The following is a 26657-nucleotide window of genomic DNA, read 5'->3' as shown; positions in this document are numbered from 1 at the left end:
CTGCCACGCCCTTCTTCATTCCAAGACCGCCGTCCCGAGGACCGAGACGATTCCTGGTCACATGCTGGGCGGCGGCTGACGGCGCAGCATCCGCGAGGCCTCGTCCCAGTAGGCCGGCAGGCCGTCCCATGCCGCGTGGTCGGTGCGGTCGGTGAAGTAGACCGTCGACGCACCCTGCCAGCGGGCGATCCGCATGGCGTTCTCCAGGTGCGGTGCGGGGACGCCGTGCACCAGGTGGCAGAAGCGCTCCGGCGGATGGGCGGCCGTCCACTCCGGGGCCTCCGACCAGCGGTACTGCCCCCAGGGCCCGGCGAAGGTCACCAGCTGGTCGGCGGCCTGGGCGTACCCCTCGTACGGGTGGCAGCCGTGGCCCAGCACGATGTGCCCGGTGCTGCCGCCCTCCACGCTCAGCAGCGCGCGCAGGGTGGTGATCACCCGCCGGCAGTCCGGCAGCTCCGAACTCGTGGTGGGGGCGCGGTCGAGGTAGAAGCCGTCGACCCGGTACCAGTCGAGGAAGCGGTGCGCGTCGGCGACCAGCTGGCCGAAGGGGCGCGCCCCGTGCCGGGTGTCCAGGTAGCCGAGCACGGGCACGGCCGCGTCGCGGAGCCGGGCGCACGCCTCGGTGTAGAGCGGGTCGACCCGGGCGCCGGGGCCGCGCGCCACGTTGAGCACCACCCAGTGCATCGGGGCGCCGGGGCGGGCCAGTTCGGCCCACTCGCCCGGGGCGACCAGCGGGTGCGCGTACGCGGGGACCCCGAAGCCCAGTCCGTCGCAGCGGTCGACCGGCCTGCGCAGGCCGCTCGGATTCACACGCGGCATGCCGCCTCCATCCAGACGTCGGCGAGGGATTCCTCGAGGGCGATGCGCGGTCGCCAGCCGAGGCGGTCGCGGGCGGTGCGGATGTCGGCCTGCTGCCAGACGCCGCAGCCGTCGGGGTAGTGGGGGTGGGTGTTGCCGTTCGCCGTCAGGTGCGGGTCCTCGACCTCGTGGAGGGCGCCCGCGTACCCCGCGGCGTTGGCCAGCGCCGCGGCGACCTCGCGCAGCGGTACGGCGCGGCCCGTGCCGATGTTGACCAGGCCCTGGGCGGCGGACAGCGAGGCCGCGTGCACGGCGCGGGCCACGTCGCGCACGTCCACGAAGTCCCGCTGCACGCCGAGGCCGGTCAGCTTCAGGTCGCCGTCGCCGGTCTGCATGGCCCGGCGCATCGCCTCCGCGAGCCGTCCGATGGGCGAGGCGGTGGGGGTCCCCGGCCCGACCGGGGTGAAGACCCTCAGCACGACGGCGTCGAGCCCGGAGCCCAGCACCAGTTCCGTCCCGGCGAGCTTGCTGACCCCGTACGGGCCGCCCGGCCGGGGCACGGCGTCCTCGGCCGTCGAGGAACCGGTGGGCGAGGGCCCGTACTCGGCGGCGCAGCCCACCTGGACCAGCCGGGCCGAGGTGGCGCTGCGGCGCATCGCCTCGCACACGGAGGCGACCGCGATCGTGTTGTGCCGGGTCAGGTCGCGGGCCCCGCCGCGCGTGGCGCCCGCGCAGTTGACGACGACCCCGGGATGGACGGCGTCCATGAAGCGGGCCAGGGCGCCGGGGCTGCCGGACGACAGGTCGAAGCGCACGTCGGCGTCGTCGCTGCGGCCGAGCGCGGTCAGCTGCACGGCGGGGTCGGCCAGCAGCCGCTCGGCCACGTGGCGGCCGACGAATCCGTTGGCGCCCAGGAGGAGGACTCTCATCGCGAGCGCCTCCGCTGCGCGTGCCGTGGCCGGGGGTGCGGGTGGGTCATCGTGGGTTGCTCCTTGGCTTCTTCTTCGGAACTGCGGGGTGTGCCGGGCCGGGCCGGCCACCGCCCGCTCATCGCGGCGCCGCCGCGGCCGTGTACGCGGAGGCGCGCGAGAGCGTGGTCAGGGCGTGGGCCGCCAGCGCCAGGGCGGCGGCCGCGCAGGCCAGGGCCGGGACGGCGGCCGGCGGCAGGGGGAACCGGTCCAGCAGGGCGGCGGCGAGGGCCACGGCCTCGGTGGCGCAGGCGAGCCCGGTGCCGATGGCGGCCGGGTCCGGGTGGCCGTGCACCGCGAGCAGCCGCGCGGTGAACAGCAGCAGGGCCAGCGCGGCCGGGCCGGCCAGCGCCCCCGGCGTCAGCGGGGCCCCGGCCACGGCGCGGGCGGCGCACAGCAGCGCGAGCACGCAGCCGAGGAAGAGCGCCAGCGTGCCCGCCAGCAGCGGCCGTACGGAGCCGCCGAACTCCTCCAGGGTGCGGCTGCGCAGCAGATGGCCGCGGGAACGCACGGCGAAGCGGTGGGCGCACCAGGCGGCGGGTGCGAGGGAGAGCGCCAGCGCGGTCAGTTCGGCGGCGTCCGCGGCGGGCAGCACGCCCCCGGCGAGACCGTCGACGGCGCGCGGCCCGTACAGCCCGAAGCCCACCAGCCAGCAGCTCCACATCGCGCCGCCCGGGCCCGTGCCGTACGGCGCCCGCAGCGGTCCGCGGCGCAGGGCGGCCAGGAGCGCGAGCAGCAGCAGCGGCACGGCCACGGCGACCACGGTGAGCGGCGGCAGCACGCGCAGCGCACCGCTCGCGGCGGCGCAGACGGCGCCCGGGGCGAGGGTGAGCAGCAGGGCGGGGCGGCCGGTGGGCCGGCCCGTGGCGGGCGCGGCACCGGCGCGGGGCACCCGGGCGTACAGCTCCTCGGCGAGGGTGAAGACGTCGCGGTGCCGGAAGCCCGCCGCGACGCGGTCGGTGACGCCCTGCGCCTCCAGTCCCGCCACGATCTCCAGCGGGTCGACGGCCTCGGCGCACAGCTCCTGGTGGCGGTGCATCAGGCCGCGGACGGGGTCGGCGGGCCCGCGTCTGCGGGGGCCGGTCCTGCGGGCGCCGGTCTCGCCCTCCTGCACGTGGCTCATGCGCGCTCCCGCCCCTCGGCTCCGGCGTACGCGGGCTCGCGGGCGGCGAGCGCCCAGGCGGGGGCGGCCGTCCAGCGGCCCGGGACACGGGATTCGGCGGGCCTGCCGAAGGGGACGGGGGTGCCGTCCGGATCGATCAGCGGGGCGTGCCGCCCGGGCGTGTGGGCGACCAGGTCGAGGTAGATCTCGCGGAAGGCCGCCAGGTTCCGCTCGACGGTGAAGAGCTCCAGGGCGCGTTCGCGCGCGGCGGCGCCCAGCCGCTGCCGGCGCTCGGGGTCGCGCAGCAGGGCGACGCAGGCCTCGGCGAGCGCCTTCGGGTTGCGCGGCGGCACGACCAGGCCGGTGCCGCCGATGACCTCCCGTACGGCGCCGACGTCCGTCGAGACGGTGGCCCGGCCGCAGAACATGGCCTCGACCAGGGTGACCGGGAATCCCTCGACGACGCTGGAGAGCACGACCACGTCACCGGCCGCGTACGCGTCGGGCAGCGCCGGGGCGCCCGGCGAGCCGAGTTCCTCGAAGGTGACCGGGTTCTCCCCCGCGGTCACGGCGTCGGCCGCCTCGTCCGGGAAGAGCTGCGCCGCCAGGGCGCGGCAGCGCTCCAGGTGCGCGGGGTCGCCCTCGCCGGCGCGGACGACCCGCAGCCGCGCCCCGGGCTCCTCCTTGCGCACCTCCCCGAAGGCGTGCAGCAGCCCGGTCAGGTCCTTGCCGGGGTCGACCCGGCCGACCCACACCAGTGTGGGGTCGCCGTCCTCGGCCTCGGCGGCGGGCTCGGGCAGGGGTCCCTGGTAGCCGGGGTAGACCGTGCGGACCCGGTCCCGCTCGGCGCCGCAATGCTCCTGCCAGCGACGCGCGTGGGCGTTGCCGGGGGTGACCAGGGCGGCCCCGCGGTACGCCTCGCCCGCCAGGTGGCGGTGGAAGGCGGCGAGCAGGGCGCGTACGGGGGCGGGCAGGCCCGCGGCGCGGTGCAGCAGCAGGGTCTCGCGCAGCCGCACGCCGTACTCGGTCACCAGCAGCGGTGTGCCGAAGAACCGTTTGGCCAGCAGCGCGGGCAGCAGGGCGGTGCCTCCCGTCACGGCGTGGCAGATGTCGGCGGTGGCGAGGGCGTCGCCGAACTCGTCGTACCAGGGGGCGGAGAGCGGCCGCAGCACGCGCTCCAGCTGGTCGGCGGCGAGCAGCAGGTCGCCCACCCCGGCGTCCGCGACGAGGGGCCGCGCGCCGGGCGCCCGGCAGACCTCCTCCAGCACGCGCACCGCGTGCTCGGAGCGGAGCAGCACCGGCAACCCGCCGTCCTCGCGGGCGAGTTCGGCGAGGGTGTAGAGCGCGGAGGCGAAACGGTCCGCCACGCCGTTGGCGCCGGCGTCGCCCGCCAGCACCCCGACGAGGTCGCGGTACTGCTCCAGCGCCTGCGCCCGCCGGCGGCGCGCCTTTCCCGAGACGGCCCCCGGACCCGGCGCGGGCCCCCACAGCGGCAGCGCGCGCACGCCGGTCACCTGGGGTGGCAGCGCCACCAGCCCCCCGGCCTCGGCCCGTTCGGTCCTGCCCAGCGCGTACACCGCGAACTCGTGCCCGGTGAGCCCGCGTACGAGCCGGTCGACCCAGGCGCCCCCCTCACCCCGGGCGTACGGATAACCACCCTCCGCGAGTAATGCGATACGCACGTCTGCCCCCTCTCGGCACCGGTCTGTTCGGGCGCGATGACCGTATTCCGGCGAAGTGGGGGCACGACGGACGGTTGTCCGCCGTGCCACCGAAAGGGGTGAAGAGACGTGACTTTCCCCGGCGTTGCGCGTTGTGACCGGGTAGACGTCTGCCGGGTGGTCCACGGGCGTGCGGAGGCGGCGCGGATCACTCCCGCGCGCGCACCGCGGGGGCCTGTTACCGTGAACGGCATGAAGCGCGCTGCCATGACGACGACGCCGGAGAGTGTCCCGGCGCGCTGACCCATGTCACGACGAAGCCCCGGGGCGAGTGCCCCGGGGCTTTCGTCTGCGGTCACTCGCCCTCCGTCCGCGAGGAGACCGTCATGCACGACCACCGCAGACTCGGCCGCGAGCTCGGCCTGTTCGACACCGACCCGCTGATCGGCGCGGGACTGCCCTACTGGCTGCCGGACGGCGCCGCCGTCCGGCACGCGCTGGAGGAGTACGTCCGCGAGGCCGAACGCCGGGCGGGCTACCGGCACGTGTACTCGCCCGTGCTCGGCAAACGGGAGCTGTACGAGATCTCCGGGCACTGGGCGCACTACAGCGAGGACATGTTCCCCCCGATGGACCTCGGCGGCGAGCAGGTCGTGCTGCGGCCCAGCCTCTGCCCCCACCACGCGCTGATCTACCGCTCGCGCTCCCGCAGCCACCGCGAACTGCCGCTGCGCATGGCCGAGCTGGGCGGCATGTACCGCTCCGAGCTGTCCGGGGTGCTCGGCGGGCTGACCCGCGTACGCGCCATCCAGCTCAACGACGCGCACGTCTTCTGCACCCCCGGCCAGGTCGCCGAGGAGGCCGCCGCCGCCCTGGCGATGATCGGCCGGGCGTACCGCGCGCTGGGCATCACCCCCGCCCGCCACCGGCTCTCCCTCCCCGGACCGGGCGGCAAGTACGTCGCCGAGCCCGAGCTGTGGGAACGCTCCACCGCCCTGCTGACCGAGGTGCTGGAGCGCTCCGGGCTGCCCTACGAGGCGGCGGAGGGCGAGGCCGCCTTCTACGGGCCCAAGATCGACGTCCAGGTCGCCGACGGCGCGGGCCGCGAGGCCACCCTGTCCACCGTGCAGATCGACTTCCACCAGCCCCGGCAGTTCGGGCTGAGCTACGTCGGGGCGGACGGCGCGAAGCACCGTCCGGTCATGGTGCACCGCAGCGTCATCGGCAGCGTGGAGCGGGCCGTGGCGCACCTGGTCGAGCGGCACGGCGGGGCGTTCCCGCCCTGGCTCGCCCCCGTCCAGGTCGCCGTCCTCCCGGTGTCGGAGGCCGAACTGCCCGGGGCGGAGGCGCTGCTGCGGCGCTGCCTCGACCTGGGACTGCGGGCGGAGCTGCGCACCCCGGACCGGGGCACCCTCGGGGCCCGCGTCCGGGAGGCCCGCCTCGTCCCGTACCAGGCCGTCATCGGTCCGAAGGAGGCCGCCGACGCGCACGTCGCCCTCCGGCTCCGCGACGGCCGCCGCCTCCCGCCTCGACCGGGGGAGGCGGTACTGGCGGGCGTCCGCGCGGCCGTGGCCGCCCACGACGTGGAGCTGTGGCCCGAGCCTGCGGACTCCCCCTGACGGGACGCGGGCGAGCCGGCGCACCGGCTCGCCCGTGCTCGGGCGTCGTGCGCTGCAGGCGTGCCCGCCCGGACACGCCCCGGCCGACCCGCCTCCCGGGCCGACGCGCGGGCCGCTTTCGTCGGGAGCACGCCCCTCACGGGCACCCTGGCACCCGGGGCGCGCAAGGGGCACGGCCGGCGGAGGCGGTACTGGCGGGCGTCTGCGCGGCCGTGGCCGCCCACGACGTCAAGCTGTGGCCCGAGCGGCCGGGGCTCGTCCTCGTGAGGGCTCCCCCTCGGCGCACGGGGCGCGCGCGGGCGGCCTGCGCACGGGCCGACGCACAGGCCACCGCTGTCGGGAGCACGCTTCCGCGTGGGTCTCTCCCGGGTCCCCGGGTACGCGCGCGGGCCACTTCCGCCCGAAACACCCCGCACGGGCATCCCCCCGCAACGCCGGAATCCGCGCGCAGCGCCCGCCCGGTCCGGGGGCCGGCAACGGAGGCTCCCGGCCGGTGGCACACCGCCAGCCCCGGACGCGGCCGCCGGGGCACGGCACGCGTGCCGTGCCCCGGCCGTGCGTCAGGCGGTGGGCACCAGGGCGCGGCGGGCGGCCCGCCGCGCGGCGGACTCCTCCGGGTCGAGGACCGGGACCGCCGCCAGCAGCCCCTTGGTGTACTCGTGCTCCGGCGCCTCGTAGACCCGCGCCGCGGGCCCGTACTCCACGACCCGGCCCGCCCGCATCACCGCGACGTTGTCGCTGACCTGGCGCACCACGGCCAGGTCGTGGGCGATGAAGACCAGCGCGAGACCCAGCTCGCGCTGCAGTTCGCCGAGCAGCCCGATGACCTGCGCCTGCGTCGTGACGTCCAGCGCCGAGACCGGTTCGTCGCAGACGATCAGCCGCGGCTCGGGCGCCAGCGCCCGGGCGATGCCGACGCGCTGCCGCTGTCCGCCGCTGAACTCGTGCGGGTAGCGGTGGTACCAGTCGGGGTCGAGTCCGACCCGCTCCAGCAGCTCGCGCACACGGGCGGTGACCGCGGCGTCGTCGAGCACGCCGGCCGTCCGCAGCGGGTCCGCGACGGACTCGCCGATGCTGCGCCGCGGGTTGAGCGAGGACACCGGATCCTGGAACACCATCTGCAGCCCCGATGCGCCCGCGCCGGAGCGGACGCCGGGGCGCCGCAGTTCGCCGCCCGTGGGCTCCAGCAGCCCCACCAGCATCCGTCCCAGCGTGGTCTTGCCGCTGCCGCTCTCCCCGACGACGCCGAGCGTCTCGCCCGCGCGCACGGTGAGCGAGACGCCGTCGACCGCCGCGACCCGGGCGCCGCGCCGGCCGAACTCCCGCCGTACGCCGACGGCTTCGAGGAGCACCTCGCCCGTGACGCCGCCGCGCGGCCGCGCCGTCCCCACGCGCGGGACCGCGGCCACCAGGTTCCGGGTGTACGGCTGCCGGGGCGCGCCCAGCACCGTGCCGACCGGTCCGCGCTCCACGGCGCGGCCGTCCTTCATGACCAGGACCTCGTCGACGCTCCCGGCCACCACGCCCAGGTCGTGGGTGACCAGCAGCAGCCCCATCCCGGTCTCCTGGCGCAGGTCGCCGAGCAGGTCGAGGATCTGCGCCTGGACGGTGACGTCGAGCGCCGTCGTCGGTTCGTCGGCGACGAGCAGCCGCGGCTCGCAGGCGAGCGCCATGGCGATGAGGGCGCGCTGGCGCATGCCGCCGCTGAACTCGTGCGGCCGGAAGCGGGCCCGCCGCGGGGCGTCGGCGATGCCGACCCGGTCGAGCACCTCGACCGCCCGCGCGCGGGCCGCGCGCCGGGACGCTCCCGGGTGGTGCACCCGGTACACCTCGGCGATCTGGTCGCCGATCGCGAAGTAGGGGTCGAGCGAGGACAGCGGGTCCTGGAAGACCATCGCCGCCAGTCCGCCGCGCAGCCCGCGCAGTTCCTTCTCCCCCGCGGTGAGGACGTCGACGCCGGCCACCCGCACCGAGCCGCCGATCCGCGCCCCGCTGCCGCGGTGCAGTCCCAGCAGGGTGAAGGCGGTGGCGCTCTTGCCGCTGCCGGACTCGCCGACGATGCCCAGGGCCCCGCCCTGTTCCAGGGAGAAGGAGAGCCCGTCCACGGCGCGGACGGTGCCCGTGCCGGTGGGGAAGTCGATCGTGAGGTCCTCGACCTCGATCAGCGGTGACGTCATGCCAGCACCACCCGTCGGTCGGCCACCGCGTACAGGACGTCCGCGACGGCGTTGGCGAGGACCACGAAGAACCCGGTGACCAGCACGAGCCCGACGACGACCGGCAGGTCCTCGGTCCGCACCGAGTCCACCAGGCTCTTGCCGAGGCCGGGGATCCCGAAGAGCGACTCGGTGAGCACCGCGCCGCCGAACATCGTCCCGAGGTCCAGCGCGGTGAGCGCGATGACCGGCGGCAGCGCGCCGCGCAGCGCGTGGCGCCCGATGACGGAGCGCTCGCTGACGCCGTAGGCGCGGAAGGTGCGCACGTGGTCCTCGGAGAGCGTGTCCAGCATCGAACCGCGGGTCAGCCGGGCGTACTTGGCGCTCTCCAGGATGGCCAGCGAGAGCCAGGGCAGCACCAGGTTCCAGGCCCACTGCTCGGGGTCCTCGGTCAGCGGGACGTAGGACGGGAAGGGCAGCCAGCCCAGCACCGAGACGAACAGCAGCATCAGCAGGATGCCGATGATGAAGACCGGCACGGCGTTGCCCGCGAGGGTGACCGCGGTCAGCAGCCGTTCGGTGAGCCCGCCGTGGCGCAGCGCCGAGAGCACACCGGTGCCGACGCCGATGACCAGCCACAGCACCATCGCGCCGAGGGAGAGCGAGGCGGTGGCGGGCAGCCGCTGCGCGAGCAGGGAGGTGACCTGTTCGCCGCTCTGGTACGAGAAGCCCAGGCAGGGGGCGCCGCAGTGCTCGGTGCCGACGCCGGTGCTGATGTCGGTGCCGGCGAACAGGCCGTGCAGGAAGTGCGCGTACTGCGCGAAGGCGGGGTCGTCGAGGCCGAGCTGGGTGCGGACCTGGGCGACCTGGTCGGCGGTGCACTTGGGCCCGCAGGCCAGCCGGGCCGGGTCGCCGGGCAGGACGTAGAAGAGCGCGTAGACCGCGACGCTCAGCACGAGCAGCACGAGCAGCGCCGCCAGCAGGCGGCGCAGCGCGAAGCGGGTGAGGAGCGTCACGGGCGCGCCTCCTTCCGCCTGCGGGTCACGGCGCGCAGGCGGCTGCCCGCCCGCGGGTCGAGGGCGGTGCGCACTCCGTCGCCGAGCGCGGTGAAGGCGAGGACGGTGACGAAGATCAGGCCGGCGGGCAGCAGCACGTACGTCGGGTCGGCCTGGTACCAGGTGGTCGCGGAGGAGAGCATCTGTCCCCAGGAGGGTGTGGGCGGCTTGACGCCGATGCCGAGGAAGGACAGCCCGGCCTCCGAGGCGATGTTGGACGGCACCAGCAGCGCGCTGTACGTCACCACGGGCGCGGCCAGCGAGGGCAGCAGTTCACGGCGGGCGATCCGCCAGCGGCCGGCGCCGCCGAGCCGGGCGGCGGCCACGTAGTCGAGGGACTTCAGGCTGAGCGTCTGGGCGCGGACGATGCGGGAGGTGCCGCCCCAGCCGAGCAGGCCGAGGACGAGGACCAGCAGCACCGGCCGCGGGAAGCCGGCGGGCACGATCGCCAGCAGGGCGATGGAGAAGACCAGGGTGGGCAGCGCCAGCATGACGTCGGTGGTCCGGCTGAGCAGGTTGTCCAGGAAGCGGTTGCCGAGCCCGGCGGCGAGGCCGACCGCGACCCCGATGACGACCTGGACGACGGTGGCGGCGAGGCCGATGCCGAGCGAGATCCGGGCGCCGTAGGCGAGCCGGGCGAACAGGTCGCGCCCGGTGCCGGGTTCGACGCCGAGCCAGTGGTCGGCGCTCACGCCGCCGAAGGAGCCGAGCGGGACGCCGCCGAGGGCGGAGTCGACGGCCGAGGCGTGGTACGCGTCCGGGTCCTGGCCCTCCAGCGCGGCGAGCAGCGGCGCGGCGAGGGCCACCAGGACGAGCAGGGCGATCACGGCGACGCCGGCGAGGGCGGCGCGCTGGGCGCGCAGCCGCCGCCAGAGCTGCCGGGCGCCCGGCGCGGCCTCGGGGGTGTCCGAGGCCGCGCCGGGCGCGGCGAGCACGTCGGTGGTGGTCACTTGACCGCGACCTGCGCGACGTCGAGGACACCGGTCCAGTCGCTGATGACGACGTTCTTGACGTCCTTGCCGTACAGGCGCTTGTAGACGGGGTGCACCAGCGGCACGGTCAGCGCCTGCTCACCGATCTTCTTGTCCAGCGCGCCCCAGCGGGTGGCGGCGGCCTGGAGGTCGGTGAGCTTGTTGATCTCGTCGATCTCCTTGTTCACGGCCGGGTCGTCCAGCTGCGCGTTGTTGAAGTTGTAGCCGTCCTTGACGATCTGCCGGCCGTCGAAGATCGGGGCCAGGAAGGGGCCGCCGGACGGCCAGTCGGCGCCCCAGCCGGTGAGGAAGAAGCCCGGCTCGGTCTTCAGGCCGTGGATCTTCTCGCTGTAGGCGCTGGACTCCAGGCCCTCGAGCTTGACGGTGATGCCGGCCTTCTTCAGCGCGTCCTGGAGGGCGGTGGCGACCTCGGGGCCCTGCTCGTCGCCGGTGGCGGAGTCGTGGGTGAGGGTGACGGTCAGGCCGTCCGCGTGGCCGGCCTCCTTCAGCAGCTCCTTCGCCTTGGCGGCGTTGCCGTTCGCGCCCGCGGGGAACGGGTCGTACGGGGTGTGGCCGAAGGACTCCTGCGCCGGGAGGAAGGTGGTGGCGGCCTCGGCGAGCGAGGAGCCGCCGAGGGCATTGACGACGGTGGTGCGGTCGGTCGCGTAGGCGATGGCCTGACGCACCTTCGGGTCGTCGAAGGGCTTCACCTTCGGGTTGAAGGCGATGTAGTCGGTGTAGCCGAAGTGGCCGGTGCCGACGCGGCTCGCCAGCTCCTTGTCGCCGGTGATCTTGGCGAGTTCGGCTGCGGTGAGGTTGGTGTCGGTGGTGACGGCGGCCGCGTCCTTGCCGGCGCCGGAGGACAGCCGCTGGTTGATCACGGCGGCGGCGAGACCCGACTGGACGTCGATGCGGTCCGGGTAGGCCTTGCGCTCCTCGTCGGTCTTCGGGTCCCAGTGGGTGTTGCGCTCCAGGACCAGGTGCTCGCCGTCGTTCTGGTTCGACACGACCTTGTAGGGGCCGGACGAGAAGGGGTGGTTCTCGTACTTGGTGCCGGTGTCCTTGGCCTGCGGGACCGGCGCGAAGGAGGTCTGGGTGGCCAGGAACGGGAAGTCGCCCTCGGGCTTGTCCAGGTGGAAGACGATGGTCTTCGCGTCCGGGGTCTCGATGGAGTCCAGGCCGCCCTTGTCCTTGTACGGGCCCTGGTAGTCCTTGCCGCCGGTCAGCCAGTCCCGCAGGTAGGGGGCGCCGCCGGACAGTTCGGCGGCGAAGGAGCGCTCGATGCCGTACTTGATGTCGGCGGTGGTGATGGGCGAGCCGTCCTCGTACTTCAGGCCGTCCTTGAGGTGGTACGTCCAGACGGTGGCGTCCCCGTTCGGCGTGCCGGTGTCGGTGGCGAGGTCCGGGACGACCTTCGCGCCGTCCGCGCCGTCCTCCCGGTTGCGGGTGGTCAGCGTGCGGAAGACCAGGCCGGGGACGTTGCCGCCGCCGGAGGTGTAGAGCCGCGCCGGGTCGAAGTCCTCCTGCGGGGACTGGTTGAGCACGTACAGCGTGCCGCCCTTGGCCGGCTTGCCGTCGGCCGCCTTGGCCCCGCTGTCCTCCGGGCCGCAGGCGGCGGCGCCACCGGTGATCGCGAGGACGACGGCGGCCGCTGCGAGGCGGCGGGGTGTGACGGACGGGTGAGACATCGAAGATCCCTTTCGCGGCTGCGAGATGAGGAGGGCAGGGCTGTGGAAGGCCCGCAGGCAGCGGCGACGGCCTCATGCGGAGGCCGGGAAGGATCGATCGTGCGTCGAGCACTGTGCCCACGGGCGGAGAGGTCCGGGGCGAGGGGGGAACGTGCCCCTTTTACGCGCCCGGCACCGTGGAACACCGACACAGGATGTCGGCCACGCAGTGCCCGGCCACGCCGATGAGCGCCAGCTCGATGCTGGCGTCGTCGTCGGTGGCGGGGCTGTGCGGCATGCCGAAAACATTGAACGATTAATCGCCCGATGTCAAAAGGCTAGCCCCGGGGGTAGGGCCAGGCGTTGGGCTTGCAGGTCAGGCCCCCGTAGGAGAGGAACTTGGTCTGCTGCATCATGACCGGGGCGAGGGCGCCCTGCTTGGGGCAGAGCACATGGCCGTAGCCGAGCCGGTGCCCGACCTCGTGGTTGATCAGCATCTCGCGGTAGTCGAGCATCCGGTCCGGGCCGTAGGTCTCCGAGCCCTGGGCCCACCGGTACGCGTTGATCATCGTGCGCGGGGTCGACGCCGCGTCACATGACACGTTGTCAACCGTGGTGTCCAGGCCGGACTTGGCGCACCAGGTGGCCGTGGTGCCGGGGCTGGCCAGGGTGACCACGATGTCGGCGGGGCCCGTTGAGACCCGCTCGAAGGTGCGGGCCCCGGCGTGCGCCCAACTGCGCTTGTCGTTCAGCGTCTTGTATACGGCGTCCGCGAAGAGCCGGGCGTTGAGCGGCAGCCCCTTCTCGACGTCCACCCGTACGCGCAGCAGCCGGCCCTTGCCCGGTGCCTTCTCCTGGCCGCCCACGGTCTGGAACTTCCCGGCCAGGCCCAGGTCCTGGTCGAGCGGGTAGGTCCGGGTCATGGCCTCGCCGTACGTGAGCGGCGCGGCGACCGCGGAGGGTGAGCCGGAGGGGGTGGCCCGGCCCTCGGAGCGTGACGCGGAGTCGTCCGCGGCCCGGCTGCCGCCCGGTTTCGCCGCGGCGGACGGGTGACGCTTCTCACCCCCGGCGGCCATCTGGCCCGCCACGACGACGGCCAGCACGGTCACGACCGCCGCGGCGGCCGCGCCGCTGAGGGCCCGGGTCCTGACGGCCGTCCTGGGCCGTCCGGGTGGTTCCGCGGCCTCCCCGGCCTCCGTCGCGCCCCCGGCGGGTGCCCCGGGTTCGGTGGCGGCGGGGACGGAGGGGGCGTCGAAGGCCGCGACGAAGTCCTTCCGCGGCCCGGGAACGTTCCGTGCTCCCGCGGCAGCACCGGGCGCCCGGCGCTGCCGCGGGAAGCCGGCTATCCGGGCCGCGGTGCGGGCGCCCCCGTCGAGGGGGTCCTCGTCCTCCGGGTACTCGGTGCCCAGCGCGCCGTCCGCCAGCTCGGTGGGCCGGGTGCCCCGCGGTGTGCGCGGCGGGGCCCAGGAACCGGCCCGGCCCCAGGCCGAGTGCTCCCGGTGCTCGGGGTGGGAGTGGCCCGGGACGTCCCCGTGCCCGGGGTCGCCGGCCCGGAAGCCGTCCCGGCCGCCCGGCACGGGGCCACCGGGCGCCTGGCCCGGCCCGCCCGGCCGCTGCGGGGTCGTCGCCGCCGGGCCGGTACGCCGGCGCCGGCCGGAGCCCGAACCGCCGCCGGCTATGCCCGGTACGTCGTCGCGGCGGCCGTCGCGGCCGCCCGGTGCGCTGTGCCTGCCCATGAAGTCAGTGATCCGTCCGCGCGTCCGTGGCGTCCAGCAGCTCGCGGAAGGCCCGCTCCACCGCATCGGGGTGCTCCATCATCGCGACGTGCCCGCTGTCGGGGAGCGTCAGCAGCCGCGCGTCACGGAACGTCCGGGCGGCACGGTACGCCATCCGGGGGGAGACGAGCCGGTCCCGGCCGCCGTACACCAGCAGCGTCGGCGCGAGCACCCGCTCGGCCTGCCGCCACAGGTTGTGCTGGCCGCCGAGCGTGTAGGCGTCGACGATGCCGCGCGCCGAACGGGTGAGCGCGTCCCAGAAGTAGGGCAGCGCCAGCCGGCGCTCGTACTCCGTGGCGTGCTCGGCGAAGGAATCGTCGCTGACCTGCGACGGGTCCCCGTAGCAGAGGTCCAGCAACTGCTTGGTGCGCCGCTCCACGGACCAGTCGCGGGTGGCCCGGGTGACCACCGCGCTCGCGCCCGGCAGCCCGAGGAAGGCGGTCGGCCAGGCGCCGGGCCGGGGCGGCACCTCCGGCAGGGCCGGCGAGATCAGCGTCAGGGTGCGGACCAGGTCGGGCCGGGCCGCGGCCACCTTGGTGGCGACGGCTCCGCCCAGCGAGTTGCCGAAGAGGTGCACGGGCCCGCGCCCGGAAGCCTCCAGCAGGCGCACGACGGCGCGCGCGTGCCCCCCGATCGAGTAGTTGCCGTCGTCCGGCGGCGGCGAGTACCCGAAACCGGGCAGGTCGAGGGCCTCGCACGACACCCGGTCCGCGAGCAGCCGCATCAGCGCCGACCAGTTGGAGGACGAGCCTCCCAGGCCGTGGACGAAGAGCGCGGGCGGCAGCCCTCCGGCCTGCTCCGCCCGCGCTCGCACGCTCACCGTCCGCCCCGGCAACGCCACGGTCCGGACCTTCTCCCCGTCCCCGGCTCCGGCTCCCGAAGGCGGTACGGGCACGGCGGCGAGAGCGGCTTCGGATGACTCCGTCGAGGACATGGGCCAATGTTACGAGGTGATCACGCGCACGCTCGTGTGTTCGCCCTCACACGCGTCGTGAGGATTTCGCGCCCCTCCCGTCACTCTGCACACCCCGTCCCTGTCTCCTACGCTCGCAGAAGGGGAAAGAGGGGGACAGTGGGTAGCAGCGGGGGACGGCAGCGCACGACCAGACGGGAGGTGCCCGTGTCCGACGACATCGAGACCTTCGACGACGACGTCATCGACGACCTGGAGGACGCCGAGGCCGACATCGAGGCGCCCGAGGCGGACATCGCCGAACAGCACCTCGAACTGCTGCAGCACCGCGATGTCCCGATCACCGAACGCCCGGACGACGCCGATCCCGCGGACGTCGCCGAGCAGCACAGGGTGGTGGAACTCGACGAGGACGACTATCGCTGAGTTCCACTTGGTGAGAATGTGCGTTCGCACAGCGCATGCCCCCGCTACCGAAAAGTACGATGGCACCCGCAGCGCAGAACGACATCACTTGGGAGGCGGCGTGACAGCCATCGAGCAGACTGAGGCGCGCCCTCGCGGCACGCGCCTGCCGCGCCGGGCCCGGAGGAACCAGCTGCTGGGCGCGGCTCAGGAGGTGTTCGTCGCCCAGGGCTACCACGCCGCCGCGATGGACGACATCGCCGAGCGTGCGGGCGTCAGCAAGCCCGTGCTCTACCAGCACTTCCCCGGCAAGCTCGAGCTCTACCTGGCCCTGCTGGACCAGCACTGCGAGGCCCTGCTGGACGCGGTGCGCACCGCCCTGGCCTCCACCACCGACAACAAGCTGCGCGTGGCGGCGACCATGGACGCGTACTTCGCGTACGTGGAGGACGAGGGCGGCGCCTTCCGCCTGGTCTTCGAGTCCGACCTCACCAACGAGCCCGCCGTCCGCGAGCGCGTCGACAAGGTCGCGCTGCAGTGCGCCGAGGCGATCAGCGAGGTCATCGCGGAGGACACCGGGCTGACCACCGAGCAGTCCATGCTGCTCGCCGTCGGTCTCGGCGGCGTCTCGCAGGTGGTGGCCCGCTACTGGCTCTCCAGCGGCAGCTCCATGCCCCGCGACACCGCGGTGCAGTTGCTGACGTCGCTGGCCTGGCGCGGCATCGCGGGCTTCCCGCTGCACGGCAGCGAGCACTGACCGAGCCCCGGCCTGTTCGCTCTGGGCGTGCCCGTCCGCCGGTGCCCGGTTGCCGGGCGCGGCTAATGTGTCCTGCGTACGGCGCGATTTCCAACCGCGCACACCGCAGACCGTTCGGAGGGACCAAAGCCGTGGAGGTCAAGATCGGCGTGCAGCACGCGCCGCGCGAGATCATCATCGAGAGCGCGCAGACGGCCGAGGAGGTCGAGAAGGCCGTCGCCGAGGCGCTGACGGGCACGGGCAAGCTGCTCAGCCTCACCGACGAGCACGGCAAGCGCGTGCTCGTGCCGGCCGACCGGCTGGCCTACGTCGAGATCGGCGAGCCGGCGACCCGCCGGGTCGGCTTCGGCGCCCAGCTCTAGGGCCTTTGTCGAAAGTAGCGTCGGCCGCCCGGAGGGGACAGGCGGGACTTTCGAAACGGGCCCTAGGCCGTGTGCTCCGGGGCAGGCGCTCCGGGGCAGGTCACAGCCTCGCCGCTCCCGTGACGGGAGTACGTACGGCGGGTCACCCCCGAATGGGGTGACCCGCCGTTTCGCCGTGCGGGCCCGCGGGGTAGGACCCGTGCGACCGAAGTCTCCGGGAGGGGCCGCACGATGATGTGGGAAGCGCTCGCGTTCGCCGCCGTCGGACTGTCCGTCGCGTACGCCGCGACGCGCCTGCTGCCCCGCCGCCGCCTTCCGGCGGCGACGCTCGTGCTCGCCACGGGCGTGGTCGCCGCCGTGCTGGGCGGCCTCATCACCCGTACCGTCCTCGGTTCCGACCGGTTCCTGATCAACCTCGCCGTGTCGGTGGGGGTGGCGGCCGCCCTGCTCTCGCTGCTGGTGCGCCCGCCCCGCGGCACCCGCCGGTCCGCGCCGCGCACGGCCTGAGCCGCGCGGCCCGGAGGGCTCAGGCGGACAGGCCCAGCGCCGCCATCCGCTTGGTGTGGGCCTCGGTGATCCGGGTGAACATCCGGCCGACCTCCGCCAGGTCGAAGCCGTCGGCGACCCCGCCGACCAGCATCGTGCTGAGCGCGTCCCGGTCCGCCACGACGCGCTGCGCCTGCGACAGCGCCTCGCCCATCAGCCGGCGCGCCCACAGCGCGAGCCGCCCGCCGACCCGGGGGTCGGCCTCGATGGCGGAGCGCACCTTGCCCACCGCGAAGGAGGCGTGGCCGGTGTCGTCGAGCACCGCCAGCACCAGCTCGCGGGTGTCGGCGTCGAGCCGGGCGGCGACCTCGCGGTAGAAGTCGGACGCGATGGAGTCGCCGACGTACGCCTTGACCAGGCCCTCCAGCCAGTCCGACGGCGCGGTCTGGCGGTGGAACTCGTCCAGCGCGGCGGCGAAGGGGCGCATCGCCTCGGTCGGCTCCGCCTCGATGGTGGCGAGCCGCGCGCGGAGCTGCTCGAAGTGGTGGAACTCGGCGGACGCCATCGCCGCGAGCTCCGCCTTGTCCGCCAGGGACGGTGCGAGCTTCGCGTCCTCCGCGAGCCGCTCGAAGGCGGCCAGTTCGCCGTAGGCGAGTGCCCCGAGCAGGTCCACGACCGCCGCGCGGTACTGCGGGTCCGCGGAGGCGGCGGCCCAGTCCTTGGCGGCGATGGTCGTCTCGGCGGGGGTCTCGGCGGGGGTGTCAGGCGTCTCCATGCTGCGCACAATAGCCAACCCCACCAGCGCGGCAACCATCCCGTGCGGCCCGCCGCGCGGGAGCGGCGCGGTGACCTGTCCCACGTACCGGAAAATCCATCCGCCGCGGGTGCGTGATTCCGGGGTACAGTGATATGGACCCGCCAGGTGACCCGGCGGGTCGCGCATGAATGGATGCCCGGTCGGTGGCCCGATCGGCTCCTACCGACCGCCCTCCTCACATGGAGGGGGACAGCTTCGCGGCGCGCACGAGGGCAGTGGTCCCGCGCACCTCGGCCATCAACGGCCGGACGACACTCCGCGCGGTCAGCGCAGTTCCTTGCGCCCGACCCTCCCCGGACAACGCTCGGCGCCGCGTCCAACCAGAAGAGGCAGCATCCTGACCACCACCACGACTTTCCGCGATCTGGGGATCCTCCCCGAGACCGCCGAGGCCCTCGAGGCCGTCGGCATCATCACTCCCTTCCCGATCCAGGAGATGACGCTCCCGGTCGCCCTCGCGGGCAACGACGTCATCGGCCAGGCGAAGACGGGCACCGGCAAGACCCTGGGCTTCGGCCTGCCGCTCCTGGAGCGGGTCGTCGTGCCGGTCGACGTCGAGGCCGGACGGGCCACGCCCGAGGACGTCGTCGACGGTCCGCAGGCCCTGGTCATCGTCCCGACCCGTGAGCTGTGCCAGCAGGTCACCAACGACCTGCTGACCGCCGGCAAGGTGCGCAACGTCCGTGTCCTGGCGATCTACGGCGGCCGCGCCTACGAGCCGCAGGTCGAGGCCCTGAAGAAGGGCGTCGACGTCGTCGTCGGCACCCCGGGCCGCCTGCTGGACCTGGCGGGCCAGAAGAAGCTCAACCTGCGCCACGTCCGCTCGCTCGTCCTGGACGAGGCCGACGAGATGCTGGACCTGGGCTTCCTCCCCGACGTCGAGAAGATCATCGACATGCTGCCGGTCAAGCGGCAGACGATGCTCTTCTCCGCGACCATGCCGGGCGCCGTCATCGGTCTCGCCCGCCGCTACATGTCGCAGCCCACGCACATCCGGGCCACCTCGCCGGACGACGAGGGCGCGACGGTCGCCAACATCACCCAGCACATCTTCCGCGCCCACTCGCTGGACAAGCCGGAGCTCGTCTCCCGCGTCCTGCAGGCGGAGGGCCGCGGCCTGGCGATGATCTTCTGCCGCACCAAGCGCACCGCCGCCGACGTCGCCGAGCAGCTCGAGCGCCGCGGCTTCGCCTCCGGCGCCGTCCACGGCGACCTCGGCCAGGGCGCCCGCGAGCAGGCGCTGCGCGCCTTCCGCAACGGCAAGGTCGACGTCCTGGTCTGCACCGACGTCGCCGCCCGCGGCATCGACGTCGAGGGCGTCACGCACGTGATCAACTACCAGACGCCGGAGGACGAGAAGACCTACCTCCACCGCATCGGCCGCACCGGCCGCGCAGGCGCGTCCGGCACGGCGATCACCCTGGTCGACTGGGACGACATCCCGCGCTGGCAGCTGATCAACAAGGCGCTGGACCTCCCGTTCAACGCGCCGGAGGAGACGTACTCCACCTCGGCACACCTCTACGAACTGCTCGGCATCCCCGAGGGCACCAAGGGCGTGCTGCCGCGTGCGGAGCGCACCCGTGCCGGGCTCGACGCCGAGGAGATCGAGGACCTCGGCGAGACCGGCGGCCGCGGTCGTGGCCGCGGCGGCCGCAAGTCCGGCCCCGCCGCCGCCTCCGCCGAGGCGGAGGAGCGTCCGGCCCGCACCCGTACGCCGCGCCAGCGCCGCCGCACCCGCGGCGGGCAGTCGCTCGGCGAGGCTCCCGCCGAGGCTGAGGCGGTCGTGGAGACCGTCGAGGCCCCGGCCACCGAGGCCCCGGCCCCGCGCCGTCGTCGCCGCACCCGTACGGCCGCGGCGGGCACGGCAGGCACGGAAGGCACGGCAGGCACCGAGACGGTCGCGGCCGCCCCGGCGACCGAGGAGGTCCCGGCACCGCGCCGCCGCCGTAGCCGGTCCGCCGCCACCGCCGCCGAGGCTCCCGTCGCCGCCGAGACCGCGGCGCAGGCCGCGGCCCCCGAGGCGGCACCCGCCGAGGGCGAGGGCGCGGCCAAGACCGTCCGCCGCCGTCGCCGCACGCGGACGGCCAAGCCGGCCGACGAGGCCACCGGCTGACGCGTACCCGTACCGCCGACGGCCGGGCGCCCCTGACGGGGGTGCCCGGCCGTCGGCGTTCCGCCCGCCCGGCGTCCGGGGTTGGGGCCCACGTCGTGTGGGGGCAACCCGGCACGGCTAGCCTCGGCCCATGAGCCGACCGCCCTTCCTGACCCTGCCCCCGAACGCCACCGCGTACCTGCTGGAGACGGCCCGCGGCGCCTTCGCCGTGCTGGACGCCGTCCCGCCGGCCGGCACGCCGCGGCGCGGCACCGCCCTGCTGGTGCCCGGGTTCACCGGCAGCAAGGAGGACTTCGTCGCGCTGCTGGAACCGCTCGCGGCGGCCGGCTACCGCACCGTCGCCGTGGACGGCCGGGGCCAGCACGAGACGCCCGGCCCGCGGGACGAGGCGGCGTACACGCAGGGCGAGCTGGCCGCCGACGTGCTCGCGCAGACCGCCGCGCTGGCCGGCCCGGCCGGTGAGCCGGTGCACCTGCTGGGGCACTCGATGGGCGGCCTGGTCGTCCGCGCCGCCGTCCTGGCCGCGCACGGCGGGCGCGCCGCCCTGCCCTGGGCGTCGCTGACCCTGATGAGCTCCGGTCCGGCCGCCATCGAGGCCGCGCAGCAGGCCCGTACGAAGCTGCTGCTGGGGGCGCTGTCGGCGATGGACATGGAGGGCGTGTGGCGCGCGATGCGCGAGCTGGACGCGGAGGACCTCGAAGGCACGGCGAACGCCACGGGCCCGGTCGAGGACTTCCTGCACGACCGCTGGCTGGCGACGGTGCCGGAGCAGCTGGTCGTCACCGGACGGCAGCTGATCGACGAGCCGGACCGGGTGGCCGAACTCGCGGCGGTCCCGCTCCCCAAGCTGGTGATCTCCGGCACGGTGGACCACGCCTGGCCCGTCCCGTGGCTGGACGCGATGGCCGAGCGCCTGGGCGCCCGCCGGGTCGTCGTCGGGGGGGCCGAGCACTCCCCGAACGCCGAGCAGCCGGCCCCGACCGCGCGCGCCCTCCTGGACTTCTGGGCCACCGCCGGCTCCGGCGAGGACCGGGCGGAGGCCTAGCCGGGGCCTACAGGCGCGCCTGCAGGTGCTCCCAGAAGCCGTCGCGCAGGACGCGCCGCAGGTCGGCGTGGCCGCGCAGCGAGATGTTGAGCATGCCCTCGGCCTCGACGAGCAGTTCCTGGTCGAAGGCGGGCGGCAGGTACGGGTGACCGGGCAGCAGCTCGGCCAGGGTGTCGCGGCCGCGGGTCGCCAGCCACTGCGCGGCGACCCGGGCCCCGACGAAGTGCACGTCCTCGCGGGACGGGATGGGCCCGGTGGGGATCGGCGCGTCGCCGTAGACGGGGACCGTGCGCCGGGTGATGTACGGCTTGCAGAAGTCCAGGTCGAGGGTGCGCAGGCTGTCGACCTCCCACAGCAGGGGGTCGGCCTGGTTGCGGCCGTCGGCGGCCTCGATACCCCACAGGTGGACGCGGGCGCCGTAGCCCTGGGCGGCCTCGACCGCGGACACCAGGTCCTCGTCGCCCCCGATGAGGACGGCGTCGCTGATGGCGCGGTGCCGGGCCAGTGACTCCAGGTCGCTGCGGATCAGGGAGTCGACGCCCTTCTGCTGGCGGCTGGCGTTGAGGTTGCCGAGCCGCACCTTGACGTCGGGGAGCTCGGCGATGCGTTCCTGCTCGGCGGTGTGGATGCGGCGGCGTGCGCCGTCGTACCAGTAGACGCGCAGCAGGCGGCTGTCGGCGAACAGGGTGCGGGCCCGGTCGATGAAGGCCTCGATGATGCCCTCGGCGTCGAGTTCGAAGGCCCTCCGGTCCTCGGTGCCCGCGACGAGTCGACCGGCCGCGGCGTACACGTAGCCGGCGTCGACGAACACGGCGTGGGTCGCCGGGGTCGTGGCGACCTCGGCGAGCACCCGCTGCAGGAGCTCGTTCGTGCGCTCGATGCCGGCGGCGATGGCGGAAAGGGCGTCGTCGTTCATAGAGATCACATTGTCCGGCGCTTCCGTCCGCACACACAACCGGAACCAGGACCGCCGGTACCGGTGGCTACCCGCCGGTAGATGCGTGGGAAAAATTTTCTTTAGGACAGGGAAGGTTTTCGCGGGGGCAACTGTTGTTGATACATGAATGACCCCGGCAGGTAACGGCTGCGAAGCAGCCCCGTACTCCAATGGAGGAGTGCCCGGACGCGAAGGGAGAAGCCGTGAACACCATGCGCTTCGAGATCATGCGCCTCAACGACCAGGACGGCCGTGCCGTCGACTGCACGGTCGTGGACGCCGCCTCCGTCGACCAGATCGTCCAGCAGGCCGCCGCGATCGGCCAGCGCATCTACATCCGCCCCGCCCAGTAAGGCTCCGTCACCCCGGCGCGGCCGCACGGCCGGACGCCATGAACGCGAAGGGCCCCGTACATCACGGTACGGGGCCCTCGTCGCGTCCGGATCGCGCCGACGGTCCGTCAGCCCTCGCCGCGGATGAAGCCGAAGACCCCGTTGGCGATCTGCTGCACCGCGATCGCGGAGAGCAGCATGCCCGAGAGCCGGGTGACCAGCACCACACCGCCGTCCTTGATCAGACGGATGATCACCAGTGAGTAACGCATCGTCAGCCACAGCACCACGTGCATCGCGGCGATGGCTACCCACACCGACAGCTGCTGCCCGAACCCGTGCGCGCGCTGCACCGCGAGGATCACGGTGACGATCGCGCCCGGCCCGGCGAGCAGCGGCATGCCCAGCGGCACCAGTGCGACGTTGACGTCCTTGGTCTGGGTGGGCTCGTCCGCCTTGCCGGTGAGCAGGTCGAGGGCGATGAGCAGCAGGAGCAGGCCGCCGGCGATCATCAGGGCCGGCACCGAGACGTGCAGGTAGTCGAGGATCTGCTGGCCGCAGATGCCGAAGACGGTGATGACGCCCAGGGCGACGCCGGCGGCCTGCCAGGCCATGCGGCGCTGGACCTTGGCCGCGCGGCCGGAGGTGAGGGCGAGGAATATCGGGGTGATCCCGGGCGGGTCCATGATCACGAAGAGCGTGACGAAGACCGAGCCGAACAGGGTGAGGGAGAAGAGATCCATGGGCCTAGCGGTGGTGCGGTGACAGGTGGTCGGGGGGATGTCCGGGGACGGTGGTCGGGGAGCCGGCGGTCCGGCCGCTCAGCGGTTCACGGGGTGATCGGCGCCGCGCCGGTGGCCCGGCGGACGATCTCCCGGTAGACCTCGGGGTCGGTGGTGTGCTCGCCGAGCCGGACGGTCTTGCGGGTGCCGTGGTAGTCGCTGGACCCGGTCGTGAGCAGTCCCAGCTCGGCGGCGAGGGAGCGCAGGTGGGCGCGGGTCGGCCCGTCGTGGTCCATGTGGTCCACCTCGATGCCGTCCAGCCCGGCCGCGGCCAGGTCGTGGATGACGCTCTCGGGCACGCAGGTGCCGCGCTTGACGGCGGCGGGATGGGCGAAGACCGTCACCCCGCCCGCGTTCCTGACGAGCCGGACCGCCTCGAAGGGGTCGAGTTCGTGCTTCTCGGCGTAGGCGCGCCCGCCCGGCCCGATCCACTCGGGGGTGAACGCCTCGGCGATGCTGTCCACCAGCCCCGCCTCGATCAGCGCCTGGGCGATGTGCGGCCGGCCCACGGCGCCGTCGCCGGCGATCTGGGCGACGCGCTCCCAGGTCACCGGCACCCCGTACTCGCGGAGCCGGGCGACCATGGCCTGCGCGCGGGGCACCCGGTCGTCGCGTACGAGTTCGCGTTCCCGGTGGAGCTCGGGCTCCTGCGGGTCGAAGAGGTAGGCGAGCATGTGCAGGCTCACCCCGTCGATGCGGCAGGAGAGTTCGGCGCCGGTGACCAGGGCCGGGGCCGCGACGCCGGCGGCGTGCAGCTCGGCCAGCGCCTTCTCGGCCTCGGCGTGGCCGCCGACGGTGTCGTGGTCGGTGAGGGCCACGACGTCCAGGCCGGCCGCGGCCGCGGCCCGGACCAGTTCCGCGGGGGTGTCCGTGCCGTCGGAGGCCGTGGAGTGGGTGTGCAGGTCGATTCGCACTCAGGTCACTCCAGGCGCTCGGTGCTCGGACGGATTCGGGGGTTGTGATTACCAGGATAACTGTCCGGCCAACCTCTGAATCTCAGGAGAGCAGGCGAGGGGAGAGCGCCCCGCACGGAACGAGATCGACTTCGGCGCCGGCCTCGCGCAGATCGGTCAGTATCAGCTCGTCGTACATGAGCAGGCCCGACTCCTCCGGCCACACGATCGCCCACAGCCAGAGCCCGAAGGACTCCCCCGCGAAGACCGCCCGGTCCGGTGGCGTCCCGTTCACGTGCCACAGGCCGGTCGGCCGGCCGGCCGCGATCACCTTGGCGGCCGGTGGCTTGCCGAGGCACATCGCCGGTCCGGGGTCCGGCCCCGGGATCCCGGCGAACCTCGCCCCGAGCCCGACCCCGAGCTCCTCCGCCACCAGCACCATCTCGCCCTGACCGCCGAGCGGCCCCGGCCCCGAGCACGCCACCGCCGTGGCCCGTCCGCCGCTGCGGTCGTCCCCGGCGGACGCCACCCCGGTGAAGAGCCAGCCGACCGGCAGGGGCCAGGGCATCCACACCGGGACGCGTGACCGGCTCACGACCACGCCGAGGGCTTCCACGCTCGGCGGGACGACAGGCTGCAACGGGTACACGGCGCCGTGCTCGTCGCACTGCCAGGAGTCGGCGAAGAGCCCGGGTGCTCGGACCCGGCCACCGCACTTCGGGCAACTGGGTTCGCCTCTCATAACGCCCCACGGTCCTCCCGCGGCGTGCCCGCGTCAAGGACGATCACCCGTCCGAGTCCGGCGCGTGGCGCCGTCGTACGGCACACCTCCCCCACCGGCCACACCGGCCGGCCGGGGCGTCGCCGGCAGGGTCCGTCTGAGGGGGCGTCACGGACCGCCGGGGCTCAGTCCGTCAGCGCGACCGCCGCGCGCAGCGGGTCGCGCAGGTCGGTCCCCGCCTGCAGCCAGCGCTCCTGGAGCGCCCCCGCGCCGCGCACCCGCTTCCAGGCGGCCTCGTTCGGCGTCATCGGCAGCAGCGGGAAGAAGCGGACCGGGTCCATCGGGGCGTCGAGTTCCAGGTCCTCCACGAGACCGCCGGGCTCGGCGACCAGGACGGCCGAGAACGCCGCCCCGGGCCACAGCGGTTCGCCCAGGTCCAGCGAGTTCCCCGGCGCGACGACGACGCCCTCGACCTGGGGGCCGGCGGCCAGCACGGCGAGCGGCCGCAGGACCTTGTCGGTGTCGGCGCCGCGCCCGCCGCGCAGGGTGAGCACGAGCTCCGCGCGGGGTCCGCGCACGGGGTCCGCGACGACGGCGACGGGATCGTTCATCGGCGCGCGCGACATGCCGAGGGTCACGTACCGCAGCAGCTCACCGTCGCGGAAACGGAGCACCTCGATCCGTTCGGCGCCCACGAAGGTGACCGCGGCGCGGGCGTCCGGTTCACCGAAGGCCATGCGCAGCCGCGCCTCAACGAGCCCCAGTACGTCGACCATGGGGTGAGCATAGGACGCGTATGGAACGTGCAAAGCCGCGGCTCCGCCCGTGGGCCGCCTGATAAGGTGGGCCGTCGGCTACGCCCCTTGAGGCGTGCACATCATCCCCCAGCGGGGATCGGCCGGAGGAGGTGGGGCTGCAATGGATCCCAGTCGACCGTGCAGTACCGGCAGCTCTTCCGCCCGGCAACCCTCCTGATCCCCAGCGTTCCGTACCCGGTCGTCCGGGCCTGAAACCACGGAACCGCCGGGGAATCCCGGAATTTCCCGCGAGCGCGATCGCGTGACATCGCCGCGTGCCCGCTCCCGGGACCTGTCCGGGTCACCCTGCCGCCTCCGGAAGAGCTCCTGAACTGCGCAGTGATCAAAGGTGATCACCCCCGCCCTGATCCGCATTTCAGCCCGGCCAGTCCGTGAAGGAGCTTGCCATGTCGATGATCCGCGACCTGCGCGCAGTCGTCCGCCCCGCCCTGCGCAAGAGCAGCACGTCATACGACTACGGCCCGGACCGCTCCCGCACCTCGTCGGCCACGCCCAGCTCGGTCGTGGACTGCGCCGTCTACCGGGACGGCCGCCGCGGCAGCGACCACATCTCGCCGCGCGAGGCCCTGGAGAAGGTGCGCGGCGGCGACGGCTTCGTGTGGATCGGCCTGCACGAGCCGTCGGAGCGGGAGTTCGCGGAGATCGCCGAGGTGTTCGGGCTCCACCCGCTGGCCGTGGAGGACGCCGTCCACGCCCACCAGCGGCCCAAGCTGGAGCGCTACGACGACACGCTCTTCATGGTCTTCAAGACCATCCGCTACGTCGAGCACGCCGAACTGACCGCCACCAGCGAGGTGGTGGAGAGCGGCGAGGTGATGGTCTTCACCGGCCGGCAGTTCGTCATCACCGTCCGGCACGGCGGCCACGGCTCGCTGCGCGCCCTGCGGCACCGTCTCGAGGACGACCCGGACCTGCTCGCCAAGGGTCCCTCCGCCGTGCTGCACGCCATCGCCGACCAGGTCGTCGACGACTACCTGGCGGTCAGCGAGGCCGTCCAGGACGACATCGACGAGGTGGAGATCGACGTCTTCTCCGCCCAGGGCAAGTCCCCGCGCGCCACCGACGCCGGGCGCATCTACCAGCTCAAGCGCGAGGTGCTGGAGTTCAAGCGGGCCGTCTCCCCGCTGCTGCGCCCGATGCAGATGCTCAGCGAGCGGCCGATGCGCGTGGTGGACCCGGAGATCCAGAAGTACTTCCGGGACGTCGCCGACCACGTCGCCCGCGTCCACGAGATGGTGGTCGGCTTCGACGACCTGCTCAACTCGATCCTGCAGGCCAACCTCGCCCAGGCGGCCGTCGCGCAGAACGAGGACATGCGCAAGATCACCTCCTGGGCGGCGATCATCGCCGTCCCGACCATGATCTGCGGCGTGTACGGGATGAACTTCGACTACATGCCCGAGCTGCGCTGGAGGTTCGGCTACCCGATGGTGCTGGTCGCCATCGGCGGGATCTGCTTCGCGATCCACCGCATCCTGCGCCGCAACGGCTGGCTGTAGGG

25 protein-coding genes and 1 pseudogene are annotated in these 26657 nt (G+C 74.1%); 9 read left to right on the top strand and 17 right to left on the bottom strand.

Features of this window, described 5'->3' with window-relative positions:
• Positions 1–57: 57 nt before the first annotated feature.
• The 4 genes from ABZ479_RS01325 to pelF form a co-directional block, all read right to left on the bottom strand.
• Positions 58–819: a spherulation-specific family 4 protein gene (locus ABZ479_RS01325; protein WP_500459227.1), complete on the bottom strand. Its 762-nt coding sequence runs from the start codon at positions 817–819 to the stop codon at positions 58–60.
• Positions 807–1727, bottom strand: coding sequence for an NAD-dependent epimerase/dehydratase family protein (locus ABZ479_RS01320; protein WP_499606970.1), 921 nt, complete (start codon positions 1725–1727; stop codon positions 807–809). The genes ABZ479_RS01325 and ABZ479_RS01320 overlap by 13 nt, the downstream gene beginning before the upstream one ends.
• Before the next feature lie 118 nt (positions 1728–1845).
• On the bottom strand, positions 1846–2889 hold the full coding sequence (locus tag ABZ479_RS01315; protein WP_500459226.1) for a hypothetical protein: 1044 nt from the start codon (positions 2887–2889) through the stop codon (positions 1846–1848).
• Positions 2886–4550, bottom strand: a complete 1665-nt coding sequence (gene pelF / locus ABZ479_RS01310; protein ID WP_500459225.1) for a GT4 family glycosyltransferase PelF — start codon at positions 4548–4550, stop codon at positions 2886–2888. Before pelF ends, ABZ479_RS01315 begins: the two co-directional genes overlap by 4 nt.
• 359 nt (positions 4551–4909) lie before the next feature.
• On the opposite strand from pelF, the pseudogene thrS reads away from it, so the two are divergent.
• A pseudogene (gene thrS, locus ABZ479_RS01305) lies at positions 4910–6148 on the top strand (threonine--tRNA ligase); the annotation flags it as partial.
• Positions 6149–6708: 560 nt separating this feature from the next.
• On the opposite strand, the gene ABZ479_RS01300 reads toward thrS, so the two are convergent.
• From ABZ479_RS01300 to ABZ479_RS01270, 7 genes are all read right to left on the bottom strand, one after another.
• Positions 6709–8325, bottom strand: coding sequence for a dipeptide ABC transporter ATP-binding protein (locus tag ABZ479_RS01300; protein WP_500459224.1), 1617 nt, complete (start codon positions 8323–8325; stop codon positions 6709–6711).
• Positions 8322–9320, bottom strand: coding sequence for an ABC transporter permease (locus ABZ479_RS01295; protein WP_500459223.1), 999 nt, complete (start codon positions 9318–9320; stop codon positions 8322–8324). Before ABZ479_RS01295 ends, ABZ479_RS01300 begins: the two co-directional genes overlap by 4 nt.
• Entirely contained in the window at positions 9317–10309 is a 993-nt protein-coding gene (locus ABZ479_RS01290) for an ABC transporter permease (protein WP_500459222.1), read from the bottom strand. Before ABZ479_RS01290 ends, ABZ479_RS01295 begins: the two co-directional genes overlap by 4 nt.
• Positions 10306–12018 (bottom strand): ABC transporter substrate-binding protein, encoded by a 1713-nt coding sequence (locus ABZ479_RS01285; RefSeq protein WP_500459221.1) that lies wholly within the window; start codon positions 12016–12018, stop codon positions 10306–10308. The genes ABZ479_RS01290 and ABZ479_RS01285 overlap by 4 nt, the downstream gene beginning before the upstream one ends.
• Before the next feature lie 160 nt (positions 12019–12178).
• Complete coding sequence (locus ABZ479_RS01280) at positions 12179–12295, bottom strand: Ms4533A family Cys-rich leader peptide (RefSeq protein WP_499606988.1); 117 nt, start codon at positions 12293–12295, stop codon at positions 12179–12181.
• 40 nt (positions 12296–12335) lie between these two features.
• Positions 12336–13733 (bottom strand): DUF3152 domain-containing protein, encoded by a 1398-nt coding sequence (locus ABZ479_RS01275; protein ID WP_500459220.1) that lies wholly within the window; start codon positions 13731–13733, stop codon positions 12336–12338.
• Positions 13734–13737: 4 nt separating this feature from the next.
• Positions 13738–14706, bottom strand: coding sequence for an alpha/beta fold hydrolase (locus ABZ479_RS01270; RefSeq protein WP_499606993.1), 969 nt, complete (start codon positions 14704–14706; stop codon positions 13738–13740).
• Between the two features lie 186 nt (positions 14707–14892).
• Here ABZ479_RS01270 and ABZ479_RS01265 point away from each other — a divergent pair, with 186 nt between their 5' ends.
• From ABZ479_RS01265 to ABZ479_RS01250, 4 genes are all read left to right on the top strand, one after another.
• Positions 14893–15111: a hypothetical protein gene (locus ABZ479_RS01265; RefSeq protein ID WP_202470921.1), complete on the top strand. Its 219-nt coding sequence runs from the start codon at positions 14893–14895 to the stop codon at positions 15109–15111.
• Between the two features lie 100 nt (positions 15112–15211).
• Positions 15212–15847: a TetR/AcrR family transcriptional regulator gene (locus ABZ479_RS01260; RefSeq protein WP_499606995.1), complete on the top strand. Its 636-nt coding sequence runs from the start codon at positions 15212–15214 to the stop codon at positions 15845–15847.
• Positions 15848–15978: 131 nt separating this feature from the next.
• Positions 15979–16209, top strand: coding sequence for a DUF3107 domain-containing protein (locus ABZ479_RS01255; protein WP_018561495.1), 231 nt, complete (start codon positions 15979–15981; stop codon positions 16207–16209).
• 231 nt (positions 16210–16440) lie between these two features.
• Positions 16441–16716, top strand: a complete 276-nt coding sequence (locus ABZ479_RS01250) for a hypothetical protein (protein WP_499606997.1) — start codon at positions 16441–16443, stop codon at positions 16714–16716.
• Between the two features lie 19 nt (positions 16717–16735).
• On the opposite strand, the gene ABZ479_RS01245 is transcribed toward ABZ479_RS01250, so the two are convergent.
• Positions 16736–17470, bottom strand: coding sequence for a ferritin-like fold-containing protein (locus ABZ479_RS01245; RefSeq protein ID WP_500459219.1), 735 nt, complete (start codon positions 17468–17470; stop codon positions 16736–16738).
• 478 nt (positions 17471–17948) lie between these two features.
• On the opposite strand from ABZ479_RS01245, the gene ABZ479_RS01240 reads away from it, so the two are divergent.
• A complete protein-coding gene (locus ABZ479_RS01240) occupies positions 17949–19628 on the top strand; it encodes a DEAD/DEAH box helicase (protein WP_500459397.1) in 1680 nt (559 codons plus the stop codon).
• 130 nt (positions 19629–19758) lie between these two features.
• Complete coding sequence (locus tag ABZ479_RS01235; protein ID WP_500459218.1) at positions 19759–20673, top strand: alpha/beta fold hydrolase; 915 nt, start codon at positions 19759–19761, stop codon at positions 20671–20673.
• Between the two features lie 7 nt (positions 20674–20680).
• Here ABZ479_RS01235 and ABZ479_RS01230 read toward each other — a convergent pair whose 3' ends face one another.
• Positions 20681–21589, bottom strand: a complete 909-nt coding sequence (locus ABZ479_RS01230; protein WP_499607005.1) for an NYN domain-containing protein — start codon at positions 21587–21589, stop codon at positions 20681–20683.
• A gap of 233 nt (positions 21590–21822) precedes the next feature.
• Between ABZ479_RS01230 and ABZ479_RS01225 the strand changes: the two genes are divergently transcribed.
• Positions 21823–21963 (top strand): DUF8834 family protein, encoded by a 141-nt coding sequence (locus ABZ479_RS01225; RefSeq protein ID WP_086020735.1) that lies wholly within the window; start codon positions 21823–21825, stop codon positions 21961–21963.
• A 107-nt stretch (positions 21964–22070) separates the two neighbouring features.
• Here ABZ479_RS01225 and ABZ479_RS01220 read toward each other — a convergent pair whose 3' ends face one another.
• The 4 genes from ABZ479_RS01220 to ABZ479_RS01205 all read right to left on the bottom strand — a co-directional run bounded on the left by ABZ479_RS01220 (position 22071) and on the right by ABZ479_RS01205 (position 25114).
• Positions 22071–22685, bottom strand: a complete 615-nt coding sequence (locus ABZ479_RS01220; RefSeq protein ID WP_499607007.1) for a MarC family protein — start codon at positions 22683–22685, stop codon at positions 22071–22073.
• Positions 22686–22771: 86 nt separating this feature from the next.
• Entirely contained in the window at positions 22772–23638 is an 867-nt protein-coding gene (locus tag ABZ479_RS01215) for a PHP domain-containing protein (RefSeq protein ID WP_500459217.1), read from the bottom strand.
• Between the two features lie 82 nt (positions 23639–23720).
• Complete coding sequence (locus ABZ479_RS01210) at positions 23721–24359, bottom strand: DUF6758 family protein (protein ID WP_026251441.1); 639 nt, start codon at positions 24357–24359, stop codon at positions 23721–23723.
• A 164-nt stretch (positions 24360–24523) separates the two neighbouring features.
• The gene (locus ABZ479_RS01205) at positions 24524–25114 is read right to left on the bottom strand and encodes a suppressor of fused domain protein (RefSeq protein ID WP_500459216.1); all 591 of its coding nucleotides are present in this window, start codon (positions 25112–25114) and stop codon (positions 24524–24526) included.
• 428 nt (positions 25115–25542) lie between these two features.
• Between ABZ479_RS01205 and ABZ479_RS01200 the strand changes: the two genes are divergently transcribed.
• On the top strand, positions 25543–26655 hold the full coding sequence (locus tag ABZ479_RS01200) for a magnesium and cobalt transport protein CorA (protein ID WP_499607014.1): 1113 nt from the start codon (positions 25543–25545) through the stop codon (positions 26653–26655).
• The last annotated feature ends 2 nt before the right edge of the window (positions 26656–26657 follow it).

The organism is Streptomyces sp. NPDC005722 (assembly GCF_040630935.1).
Taxonomy (GTDB): Bacteria; Actinomycetota; Actinomycetes; order Streptomycetales; family Streptomycetaceae; genus Actinacidiphila.
The sequence above is the reverse complement of the archived record's forward strand: the minus strand, read 5'-3'. Positions and strand labels throughout refer to the sequence as shown.